Consider the following 11,765-nt stretch of genomic DNA (forward strand, 5'->3'; position numbering starts at 1 on the left):
CAGATGGTTCAAACAGTTGGAAGAATTACAAGCTTAAAAAAAGGATCTAAAATTGCTAAAATCCCACTGGACACAATTATTCGTCAATTAGAATTGAATGGATATATTGTAAAAGAAAGCAGGGAGAGCAATGAGTAATGATGCAATGTCACCATTAGAACGTCAAGAAAAATTAAAAGAATTAATGCTCCGATTACATCAAGGAGAAAAAGAAGAAATTATTCAAGAAGAATTTAACAAACATTTTGATTCCGTTTCTCCTTATGAAATTCAAGTGATGGAACGAAACTTGATGAAAGAAGGAATTACTTATGAAGAAATTATGCGTCTTTGTAAGATTCATGCTTCCTTAATGAGTGCAAAAGTAGAAGCTGGAGAAGGAATGCCTGATTTTGAAAAAGAAGGACATCCAGTAATGGTTTTAAAAAAGGAAAATTTAGCTCTTAGAGGAGCGATTGACCGAATTGAACGTTTGTTACAGGCTTATGTATCTTCAAAAGATGAAGAACTGTTAAAAGGATTAAAACGTCAAATTGGCTTACTTGATCAGTTTGAAAATCATTATTTAAGAAAAGAATATGCCCTATTTCCGATTATGGAATCAAAAGGAATTACAGCTCCTCCGAAAGTGATGTGGGGAGTTCATGATGAAATTAGAGAAATTTATAAAAATTTTAAACAAGCTTTTCATAATCAAACAGATGATGTCATGGAACAGTTTCTAGTAGCTAAAGAAGAATTGCTAGAAATGATTTTTAAAGAGGAAAATATTTTAATTCCTATGGTTGCTCAAGCTTTCCATGTAGATGATTGGGAAAAGATGGCGCAAGATACTCCACAATATGGCTATTGCATTGTCACTCCTGAAGCAGAATGGAAAGTAGAAAAGAAACCCTCTCCAATTCAGTCGAAAGAAGAAATTCAAGAAACAGGAGACATCCCATTATCAACTGGCTCCTTATCTTTAGAACAATTAGACTTATTATTAAACCTACTTCCAATGGAATTGTCATTTGTGGATAAGGATAACATTGTTAAATATTACAACGAAGGCAACAGTGAAGAGAAAATCTTCAAGCGCACAAAGAGTGCGATTGGTCGTGATGTTATTAATTGTCATCCACCAAAAATCCATGCCATCGTAACACAATTATTTGAACAATTACGATCTGGGAAAAAAGAAAAAGAAGAAATGTGGTTTAAAAAAGAAGATAAAATGATTCACGTAACGTATCATGCCGTACGAAATGCTCAAGGAGAGTATATGGGCGTGTTAGAATATGTCCAAAACATTGCACCATACGTGAAGAATTTTGAAAGTCAACCTCTGAAACGAGAGTTGTCTTAACCTGAGAAGATTAAAATGAATATTAAATTATCAGTAACTTCTAACAATGAAGTTGTAAATAATAAATACGGACTCTCCGAGTGATTCGGAGAGTTTTTTTATTATTAAAAGATTATTTTATGATAGTATAAATATTAAATTTTGGTTATAGATTATCTTTGTTAAAAATTGATAAAACAATAAAAAATATTTTTAAATTAAAAAATGATGAAAAAACATAAAAGATATGTTAATATATGACCATAGGAAGAAGCATAAATGAAAATAACAAAATAAAATATTTTTAAAAAGGAGGACTTATGAAAAAATATATTACAATAAATTTATATCGGTGGTTTGGAACAATAATTCTTACTATTTTAATTGCATTAGGAACAATCTTTAGCAGTTATGGAAGAACGCTGATACTCGATAATTTTTTAGCAAATAATCATAATTATTTTTTATACGGTATTGTATTAATTCTAGTAATGGCAATTACTGAAGTTTTAAAGTCTTGTTTATCAATAAATAATGCAAAGTTGATTAAAGATTGGATTGTTTCAATTGGAAGTGGCGTTAGTGAAAATATTGAAAAAATGGGATACGATAACTATCATAAGATAAAACATGGAGAGTACATATCTTGGTACACAACTGACTTAGAGCGTATTTCAACTAGTTATTTTGAACCTTTTTTAAATCTGTTTAGTAATGTAGTATTATCAACTGTATCTCTAATTATATTATTTTCTATTAATTGGAAGATAGGATCTGTGTCACTTTTATTACTAATAATTTTAATGATAGTAGGAACTCGGTTTGGAAAGAAAATAGGTATGGCATATCAGAAGTTTTCTCAATTAAGTGGTATATATACTAATACATTACAGGAATACACTTCTGCTTATGATGTTTTAAAAAATTTTAATGCACTTTCTATATTAAAAGAAAAAATCAAACAAGCTCAAACAGATCTTGAGAATCAGAGAGTTGTAGCTAAGAAATATACTTCTTTTGCTACCTTGGCATTTTATGGTTCACAAAGAATATTTGAAGGTATTATGTTTATGTTTGTTCTTTATTTAGTATTACAAAAGGAAATCAGTATTGGAATGTTACTATCAGTTCCAGCAATTCTAGCATTATTTTTAAATTCTACTGGTATGTTCCTAGAAATAGTCGTATCAATGCAAGGTATGAATGATGTTATTGAGAAGTTAGAAACTAAAATGATAGCAGAAACAATAGAATATGATAATTTATCCTTAATAGAAGGGAACAATATAACATATTCTATTGACGAGAAAAAGATTTTTGATAATTTATCTTTTAAATTTGAAAAAGGTAAAAAATACGCAATTTTAGGTCCTAGTGGAAGTGGAAAGTCTACTTTGCTCAAAATTATTTTAGGTAGAATAAATAATTTTGATGGAGAATTAAAAGTAAATGGCATTGTTAAAGAAAAGAATAAGGATGTTCTTTTTTCAAAAGAGATTGCATATGTGAGTCAAGAAGGTGCAATTTTTAATATGTCAATTAGAGAAAATATTCTACTTGGTATGAAGAAAACTGATGAAGAAATTTTTGATATTTTGAAAAAGGTTAAACTGTATGATTTAGTAAATAACTTACCTGAAAAATTAGATACGATTATTTCTTTAGATGGAAATAATTTATCAGGAGGAGAAAAACAACGTCTTACATTAGCTCGAGCATTAATACGTAATACACCATGTATTATTTTAGATGAAGCAACTTCAGCTATTGATGCTAAAACGGCGGTTGCTATAGAAGAGCAAATTGTAGAAGATTCTGAGAAAACGGTCATTATTATTTCACATCATTTAGATGATAAGATAAGCTCAAAATTAGATAAAATTTATTTTTTATAAAATCTAGGGATTCGCGCCAAATTTTTTGGCGCGTTTTTCTGTGGCTTACGTCCCATTTAAAAGATTCATTAACCTAAAACCATAACTCCTTATTTGATAAATTTCTATTCTATTGTTATAAGTTAATTTCATTAAAAAACATGCCAAATAGCGTGTAGTACAGAGTCGGAAAACTCTTTATTTTATAAATAAAGCCTTTACATTAATTGATAGGAAGAATATAATTTAAAAAAACATTAAAATGTTTGGGAGTTTTTACGAACCGTTAAGCAAAAAAGTGTGGCTCAATTATTTAAAGAAGTGGGTATAATGAGGAGGGGTAGAATGTTAAATATTAGTATAGCTAAGTTTTCGTATGGGGAAAAAGAAGTTTTAAAAGATATTCATATTCAAATTGACAATCCTAGAATTATTGGATTAGTAGCACCAAATGGAACTGGGAAATCTACACTAATAGAGATCATCGCCGGTAATCTCAATAATAGAGATGTCAGTGTTTTGTTGGATGATAAAAATTATAAGAATCATTATTTGGAAATGAAACGAAAAATTGTGAGAATGTGTAATCAAGATGATTTGTATTCTGAGTTGACAGGGTTACAACATTTACAATTTTACGCTGAAATGTGGAATATTAAACCATCATTTGTGGATGAAGTTGTCTCAAAATTACAAATGACTGAATATATTTCCAATAAAGTTTCTAGTTACTCGTTAGGAATGAAACAGAGACTTTGTTTTGCATTAGTTGTTGTAACAAATTGTGAAGTGATGCTCTTAGATGAAGTGATGAATGGACTGGATCCAGATAACGTGCAATTAATATCTAAAGTACTTCAAAGTTTAAAAAATGAAGGTAAAATAATTATCATTGCATCACATTTGTTGAATAATCTAAATAGTATTGCTGATGAGGTGTATTTCTTAAAAGATAAGAGGATTGCTTTAAAATATAATCTTGAAGATCAGTGTAATCAATCACTCGAAATACAATTTTCATCAGAGGATAGATATAAAGAGTTTACTGAACAATTTATGAATATACTATCTAATTCATCAGAATTAACCATCAGCATTAAAGATTGGAATGAGTTAGATTCTATATTTTCGTGGATTCAATCAAATTTGAAGGATATATTCAGTTTGACTTATGGAATAAAAGGTTGCGAAATCATTTATCAAGAACTGTTCCATTCAAATGATGAAGGGAGAGAGTAATATGAAAAGCCAGATTATCATGGTATTGACGAATCGACTGGTAAGAATTCAGGTAATCATTTTCCTCTCTATTGTATTAATATTTTCATTTTTACATCTCTATGAACTAAATCATCAGTATCAAATAATGAATGAATATACTCTCACAAACATAAAAATCCATGAACAATCTAAAAATAGTCTATTAATGGATCGCAAAATGTCTCAACGAGAGTTACGTGAAGATGAAAAATTATTCGTTGAGATTGATAATGCATATATAGATGCTGGAAATGCTTTTCAGAATAGAGATTATAGAAAATATATTCAATTAATGATTAAAACTTGGGAATTAGAAGACTCTATTCGTGAAAAGTATAGGATTACGATTACAAATAAAAATACTTTAGGATCTACTGCATCTAAAAATGGAATATTATTTAAAAAGCAAACACAACAGTCAATGTTGCATTATCAACAATTAGAAGGTAAAAATTTTGATGATAAGAATGTAATGAATGAATTGATAGGAATAACTGCTGTTCAGTCATTCTTACCATTATTGGATTATAAAATTCCAAATATTTTTTTCTTACCATTCCTTTTCTTATTTACGCTGGTGATGTCTAATTCTATATTTTTATCAGATTCTAAACATAGAAGTTTATTGAATGCAAAACCAATTAGTAATTTTAGATACAGTATTCAAAAAATGAGTAGTAAATGGATTGTTATAAGTTTTGTTCAATTTGTCGCATTTCTGTTCTATTTTGGTGTGATTTCTATAAAAAATGGAATAGGAGATTTTACTTTAAAAACGGTAATATTTGAAAATGATACGCCTATAACTATTTCTTATTTCAGTCTGTTTCTCATTATCCTATGCTTTGTACTGTTGTTGAATTTATTTATTGTAAGCTTATGTAGTTTATTAAACCAACTATTTAGTAATCAAATCCTAACATTTCTTTTTGGAATAATCATTATATTTTTAGAAACGGTAATGAAAGTTTTAAATGTTGAAATGCCGTATATTGGTTTTATTCCTTCGTCTTATTTTAGTTTTGGAACAGTAATATATGGGGTTAAAAATGAGTTCTATTTAAATGGACACTTTTCAATGGTTCGAGGAGTGTTAGTACTTGTAATTACTAGTGTAATTTGTTTTATATTTTCAATTGTAATAATGACTTTGAAGGAAAAGAGGGAGCGTTATGAAAAAATTTTCCTCCATTAAATTAGATTATAACTATTTAGTTTCAACGGGTTACTTTATAAAGCTTCCTATCATTATGGTTGTTATGTTTATATTATTGATAGGGTATAACAAATGGGTTCCTACAGAAACACCACAAAAAGTATTAAATACTCAATTTATGATGATGGATGACTTGCAGGCATTAATTGCTAAAGACTACAGTATGCCAAGTAATGTTCGAGAAGAGTCGGAAATACAAATTGCTCAAATTTATCAAAACTTGTCTGAAGAAAATTTTAGTTATAAAAAGTCTGTTACTTCAAAAAAACTATTGTCCATTTATATAGAACGGATTAGGTTATTAAAAAATCTTAAAACTTTGTTGCCCAATTATATGGATAAGTTGCCTGATATTAGTAAATTGGAAGATGAAAAGATTATTTTAGAATATTTAAGTGAAAGTAATCAAGATTATTTGCATTATAAAACTAGTTATGTAGTGATAAAAAATATTCTTTATTTTCTTGCTTTAGGTGGATTTTTATTTCTTTATATTTTCATGGTTGCTAATTTTCATAAGCGAAAACTATCTCATAAAAGTTTACTCAAAGCGTTATCTATTTCGGTTGTACGTCTAAATATAGATGAGTGGTTTTATACGCTGGGATTGTTTTATTTCTTACCAGTAATTATAGTTTTGATAGGAATTTCTTTATATTGTATAGCTTTTGATATTAATTTTTTTAACTATCCATTTTTAATGACAACGTTAAATGGTCCAAGAATCTATTCAGCTTATCATTTGTTGTTTATATCAATCTTTTATCCAGTAGTGTCAACTTATATTTGTTATATTTTTGAAAAAATTCTTGTGTTCCTTTTTAAAGATGAAATATTATCGATTATTTGTATCCTTACTTTAATCGTTACTTGTACTATTTTTGGTCTATTTAATACCCCATTTGGGATGATGATAGTGTTCCAATGATTCAAAATAATCAGTCTCTTACTATAGGATTTTTATTATTAACTACGTGTATGCTGTTGACTTTTTATATTACGAAGTATTTATTTATAAAATTTTTAAATATAAGATAAAGTTAAAGGAAGAATGATGCACTGAAAAAATGCCGTTATAATTTGCTATGTTAGCTTTTTTAGAGGTGTTAAGGTGGAGAAAAGAAATGATTCTATATAATTTGACATTTGTAGTAATTTACAATACAATTGCATTACATTTCAAGGAGGTGTGATGATGGGAAAAACTGCTACCATTAATGTAAGAGTTGATGAAGATGATAAAAAATCAGCTGAATTTGTGTTAAATCAACTAGGAATGCCAATGTCTACGCTAGTTACTTTACTTTTAAAACAAGTTTCGCTAACAAAGAGCATACCATTTAATATTTCTTTACCTGTGACTCCTTATTCAGAAAGTATTGAAAATATGACTTCTGAAGAATTCGGTAAAATGATGGTTCAAGAATATCATAATGCTGAAGGGGAACATGTTCGTCCGGTTAATGAATTTTTTAATGAGTTTAGGATGAAAATTGATGACTAAAATAGAAGTAAAAATTACTAAAAATGCTGAAAAAGATATGATGTTAATTTATGAATATATTTTAAATGACTTGAAATCTCCACAAACTGCATTAAAATATTTCAATCAATTAGCATCATCAATAAATAGTTTAAATTTATTTCCTGAGAGATGTCCAATAGTTAAAGAATTTATTAAACTAGGAATTAAAATTAGACGTCTTAATGTCAATAACCATGCTATATTTTATAAATATGAGAATCATATAGTTACTATACTTAGAGTGTTTCATGCTTCAAGTCATTTAGAAAAACTGATAAAAGATTTAGAGTAACAATTCAATTGAACAACTCCAATTTCTGGATAGATTCTGTCTATTGAGAGATTGGAGTTATTTGTATTTTTCTCTTTTCAAGTGCTAGTGGCTATGTTACAATCGTGTTGTTTATAGAACATAAACGTTTAAAATTTAATAGACAACAAAGGAGTTAAAAACACCATGTATTTAGAGATGTTTTTAGGTGCAGTTGCAGGTTTAAGTTTGTTCTTGTACGGAATGAAATTAATGGCGGATGGATTGCAAAAATTTGCAGGAGATAAGCTAAAAAGTATCGTTCGTACGTTAACAAAAAATCGTTTGATGGCTGTTTTAGTTGGGATGTTCGTCACAATGGTGATTCAAAGTTCAAGTGCTACATCAGTAATGGTAGTCGGATTTGTGAATGCCAGTATTATGACGATTGAACAAGCAGTCGGTGTAATTTTTGGTGCCAATATTGGTACGACAATTACAGGTCAAATGGTTTCCTTTAATCTTTCTCAATGGGCACCTATTGCAATTGGTACAGGAATTTTAATGGGAGCAATTGTGAAGAATCCTAAGATGAAAGAATTAGCTGAAATCTTAGTAGGGTTTGGAATTTTGTTCATCGGTATGAACTATTTAAAAGACGCTTTAGCGCCACTAAAAGATTTACCAGCCTTTACAGAATGGATTGTCAATTATGGACATAATCCACTATTTGGAGTAGCTATTGGATTTATTATGACATTAGCACTTCAAAGTTCTTCTGCTACAATTGGGGTATTGATTGCCTTAGCTTCTCAAGGAGTTTTACCATTTACAACAGCTCTTTATATTATTTTTGGGGATAATATTGGAACTTGTACTACTGCTTTAATAAGTAGTTTAGGAACATCTAGAAGAGGTAAACAAGTTGCAGTAATTCACTTAAGTATCAATATTATCGGTACTATTTACTTCATGCTGTTTTTAACAGGGATTTTAACAAATATTGTAACATCTATGGATGCTACTGATGTTGCAAGACAAATTGCGAATGCTCATACACTATTTAACATTGTAAATGTTATTGTTTTATTCCCATTTGCTAATGTGTTATTGAAATTAGCGGACTTCATTATTCCAGAACCACAAGCTGAAACAATGGAAGAAGAAGAGAAACTAGTATCTTATTTAGACAAACGTATTTTAGTAACACCATCGATTGCGTTACAAAATACAATGTATGAATTTGCAGCGATGTCTCATGCGGCAGACAAAACTTTAACATATGCGATTGATGCCATTCGTTTACGTAGTCAAGAAAAAATTGAAAAAGCATTTGCTTCAGAGCAAAAAGTGAATCAATTCCAAAAAGCAATTGTGGAATATTTAGTAGAAATTTCTCAACAAAATGTTTCAACAACTGACCAAGAAACTATTGATGAATTATTTAGTACAGCTAACGACGTAGAACGTATTAGTGACCATGCAGAAAATATTGCAGATTTTGCGAAAGCTGTATTAGAACGTGATATTGTATTAGATGAAAAGACTTTATTAGAATTAGAACATGTATTTGACTTAGTACAAAAAGGATTTGCAATGTCGATTGATACTTTATCAACTGGTAATTTAGTGAAAGTTAAAGAAGTGATTACAATCGAGCGAGAAATTGACCGATTGAAAATTGAAATTCGTGATAAATATATGAAACGTATGAATAAGGGAATTGCGAGTGCCGATTCAGGTATTTTCGTCATGGATTTATTGAGTAACTTAGAACGTATTAGTGACCACTTTAGAAATATTGGTGAGACTGTTCAAAGATTAGGACGTCCAGTGGTCGTAACAGAATAAACTGATGAGAAGATGATGCCATTTGGTGTCATCTTTTTTAGTGATTAATTGTTATTTATAGATAATTATAGTACAATCAATAAGGATAAAAATGTTATTAAAAAGGAGAATTTCATGTTAAAAGTTTCAAACGTAAGTTTATTATTTTCAGATCGTAAATTATTTGATGAAGTAAATATTTCATTCACACCTGGCAACTGTTATGGAGTTATCGGTGCAAATGGTGCGGGTAAATCTACATTTTTAAAAATCTTGTCTGGTGAATTACAACCAACAACTGGGGAAGTTATTTTAGATCCTCATGAACGTTTAACTGTCTTGAAACAAGATCACTTTGCTTTTGAAGATGAACGTGTAATTGATACTGTTATTATGGGACATAAACAATTATTTGATATTATGAAAGAAAAAGATGCCATCTACATGAAAGAAGATTTTTCTGATGAAGATGGAATTCGTGCTGCAGAACTTGAAGGAGAGTTCGCAGAATTAAATGGTTGGGAAGCGGAAAGTGATGCTTCACAATTATTACAAGGTTTAGGAATTGCAGAAGACTTACACTACAAATTAATGAGTGAATTAGTGGAAGCTGAAAAAGTAAAAGTATTATTAGCTCAAGCATTATTTGGTAAACCTGATGTACTATTACTAGACGAGCCAACAAACGGTTTAGATGCTAAATCAATCGCATGGTTAGAAGAATTTTTAATTAATTTTGAAAATACAGTTATTGTTGTTTCCCATGACCGTCACTTCTTAAATAAAGTGTGTACACATATGGCTGACGTTGACTTTGGTAAAATTAAATTATTCGTAGGGAACTATGATTTCTGGTTACATTCAAGTCAATTAGCAGCTAAATTAATGGCAGACCAAAATGCTAAAAAAGAAGAAAAAATTAAAGAATTACAAGAATTTATCGCTCGTTTCTCTGCGAACGCTTCTAAATCAAAACAAGCGACATCTCGTAAGAAAATGTTAGATAAAATTACATTAGACGATATTCAACCATCAAGCCGTAAATATCCGTTCGTTGGATTTACTCCTGCAAGAGAAATCGGAAATGATTTATTAATGGTTGAAGGATTATCAAAAACTATTGATGGCGAAGTGATTTTTGAAAATGTAAGTTTCCAATTGAAAAAAGATGATAAAGTTGCTTTCTTAAGTCGTTCAGATATTGCGATTACAACATTATTCAAAATTTTAACAGGGGAAATGGAAGCAGATAGCGGTACATTCAAATGGGGAGTAACAACTAGTCAAGCTTACTTACCAAAAGATATGACGGAAGAATTCTCGAATCCACAATTAAATATTTTAGAATGGTTACGTCAATATGCACCGGTTGAAGAACAAGATAATACATTCTTACGTAGCTTCTTAGGTCGTATGTTATTCTCTGGAGACGATGTTATGAAACAAGTAACAGTTCTTTCAGGGGGAGAAAAAGTCCGTTGTATGTTATCTAAATTAATGTTATCAAAAGCAAATGTTTTATTATTAGATGACCCAACAAACCACCTAGACTTAGAATCTATTACAGCATTAAATGACGGCTTAATTGCCTTCAAAGGTTCATTATTATTCTCAAGTCATGATCATGAGTTTATTCAAACAACAGCGAACCGTATTATTGAAATCGGACCAAAAGGTGTTGTGGATCGTCTAGAATCAACATATGATGAATTCTTAGAAAATGACGAAGTTCAAGCACGTGTAGATGCTTTATATCAATAAGATCGACTTTAATTTGCTATAGGAGAGAAGCGCTATGAAAAAAATTTATTTTGCCAGTCCATTATTTTCAGAAATGGAATTAGCTTTTAACGAAAGTTTTGTTAAACGAATTCGTGAAGAATATCCACAATTGGAAGTTTATCTTCCACAAGAACAAATGGCGATTAATGATAAAAATTCTTTTGCAGATTCAACGATGATTGCTAGATATGATACAGATGCGTTGCTAGATGCAGATTTAGTCATTGCCATTTTAGATGGTGCGATTATTGATGCAGGTGTTGCTAGTGAGATTGGAATTGCATATCAAGCTGGTATTCCAATTTTGGCTTTATATAGTGACAGTCGTCAATATGGGGCTGAAAATGCAGAAAAATTAGTAGCCTTACAAGAAGTTGCTGAATCTCAATTCCCATATGCAAATTTATATACAGTAGGTCTCATTAAATTAAGAGGGGAAGTCTTCTCAAGTACGCAAGAATTACTAGAAGCTTTACCAGCTTATATTATGGCTTAAAACACATGAAATAAATTCGACACTCTAAACGATAACAAGAGTGTCGAATTTTTATTTTGGAAGACATATGAGAATGCTAATTTCCCTATTGTAAAAAATTATATTAAACGATAAAATAAAAACGATATCAATTTAATAATGTAAATTAATAAAAAGTGGGGATTTGTATGATTACACTGAATCAAGTTCGTTTAAAAACAAGAGA

General features: G+C 29.7%; 10 protein-coding genes. All 10 read left to right on the forward strand.

Going from position 1 to position 11,765, the window contains the following annotated elements; translation table 11 throughout:
- Positions 1-130 precede the first annotated feature (130 nt).
- The 10 genes from RYL55_RS07040 to RYL55_RS07085 all read left to right on the forward strand — a co-directional run bounded on the left by RYL55_RS07040 (position 131) and on the right by RYL55_RS07085 (position 11,560).
- Complete coding sequence (locus RYL55_RS07040) at positions 131-1,348, forward strand: DUF438 domain-containing protein (RefSeq protein WP_315008242.1); 1,218 nt, start codon at positions 131-133, stop codon at positions 1,346-1,348.
- Positions 1,349-1,647: 299 nt separating this feature from the next.
- Entirely contained in the window at positions 1,648-3,222 is a 1,575-nt protein-coding gene (locus RYL55_RS07045; protein WP_315008243.1) for an ABC transporter ATP-binding protein, read from the forward strand.
- Between the two features lie 324 nt (positions 3,223-3,546).
- Complete coding sequence (locus RYL55_RS07050) at positions 3,547-4,440, forward strand: ABC transporter ATP-binding protein (RefSeq protein ID WP_315008244.1); 894 nt, start codon at positions 3,547-3,549, stop codon at positions 4,438-4,440.
- Between the two features lies 1 nt (position 4,441).
- A complete protein-coding gene (locus RYL55_RS07055; RefSeq protein WP_315008245.1) occupies positions 4,442-5,656 on the forward strand; it encodes a hypothetical protein in 1,215 nt (404 codons plus the stop codon).
- Positions 5,634-6,605, forward strand: a complete 972-nt coding sequence (locus RYL55_RS07060; protein WP_315008246.1) for a hypothetical protein — start codon at positions 5,634-5,636, stop codon at positions 6,603-6,605. Before RYL55_RS07055 ends, RYL55_RS07060 begins: the two co-directional genes overlap by 23 nt.
- Positions 6,606-6,872: 267 nt before the next feature.
- A complete protein-coding gene (locus RYL55_RS07065; RefSeq protein ID WP_020991345.1) occupies positions 6,873-7,181 on the forward strand; it encodes a type II toxin-antitoxin system RelB/DinJ family antitoxin in 309 nt (102 codons plus the stop codon).
- The gene (locus RYL55_RS07070) at positions 7,174-7,494 is read left to right on the forward strand and encodes a type II toxin-antitoxin system RelE/ParE family toxin (RefSeq protein WP_315008247.1); all 321 of its coding nucleotides are present in this window, start codon (positions 7,174-7,176) and stop codon (positions 7,492-7,494) included. Before RYL55_RS07065 ends, RYL55_RS07070 begins: the two co-directional genes overlap by 8 nt.
- Before the next feature lie 165 nt (positions 7,495-7,659).
- Positions 7,660-9,303, forward strand: a complete 1,644-nt coding sequence (locus RYL55_RS07075; RefSeq protein ID WP_315008248.1) for a Na/Pi cotransporter family protein — start codon at positions 7,660-7,662, stop codon at positions 9,301-9,303.
- A gap of 114 nt (positions 9,304-9,417) precedes the next feature.
- Positions 9,418-11,043 carry an ATP-binding cassette domain-containing protein gene (locus tag RYL55_RS07080; protein WP_315008249.1) on the forward strand — a complete coding sequence of 542 codons (1,626 nt, stop codon included), beginning with the start codon at positions 9,418-9,420 and terminating at the stop codon, positions 11,041-11,043.
- A gap of 34 nt (positions 11,044-11,077) precedes the next feature.
- Positions 11,078-11,560: a nucleoside 2-deoxyribosyltransferase gene (locus RYL55_RS07085; protein WP_006702719.1), complete on the forward strand. Its 483-nt coding sequence runs from the start codon at positions 11,078-11,080 to the stop codon at positions 11,558-11,560.
- Positions 11,561-11,765: the final 205 nt, after the last annotated feature.

The organism is uncultured Granulicatella sp., assembly GCF_963515615.1.
Lineage (GTDB): Bacteria > Bacillota > Bacilli > Lactobacillales > Aerococcaceae > Granulicatella.

What these genes read in the sequence shown, in the direction of transcription:
- RYL55_RS07085 (WP_006702719.1), top strand. Translation starts at nt 11,078, where the DNA reads ATGAAAAAAATTTATTTTGCCAGTCCATTATTTTCAGAAATGGAATTA.
- RYL55_RS07040 (WP_315008242.1), top strand. Translation starts at nt 131, where the DNA reads ATGAGTAATGATGCAATGTCACCATTAGAACGTCAAGAAAAATTAAAA.
- RYL55_RS07075 (WP_315008248.1), top strand. Translation starts at nt 7,660, where the DNA reads ATGTATTTAGAGATGTTTTTAGGTGCAGTTGCAGGTTTAAGTTTGTTC.
- RYL55_RS07050 (WP_315008244.1), top strand. Translation starts at nt 3,547, where the DNA reads ATGTTAAATATTAGTATAGCTAAGTTTTCGTATGGGGAAAAAGAAGTT.
- RYL55_RS07065 (WP_020991345.1), top strand. Translation starts at nt 6,873, where the DNA reads ATGGGAAAAACTGCTACCATTAATGTAAGAGTTGATGAAGATGATAAA.
- RYL55_RS07045 (WP_315008243.1), top strand. Translation starts at nt 1,648, where the DNA reads ATGAAAAAATATATTACAATAAATTTATATCGGTGGTTTGGAACAATA.
- RYL55_RS07055 (WP_315008245.1), top strand. Translation starts at nt 4,442, where the DNA reads ATGAAAAGCCAGATTATCATGGTATTGACGAATCGACTGGTAAGAATT.
- RYL55_RS07070 (WP_315008247.1), top strand. Translation starts at nt 7,174, where the DNA reads ATGACTAAAATAGAAGTAAAAATTACTAAAAATGCTGAAAAAGATATG.
- RYL55_RS07060 (WP_315008246.1), top strand. Translation starts at nt 5,634, where the DNA reads ATGAAAAAATTTTCCTCCATTAAATTAGATTATAACTATTTAGTTTCA.
- RYL55_RS07080 (WP_315008249.1), top strand. Translation starts at nt 9,418, where the DNA reads ATGTTAAAAGTTTCAAACGTAAGTTTATTATTTTCAGATCGTAAATTA.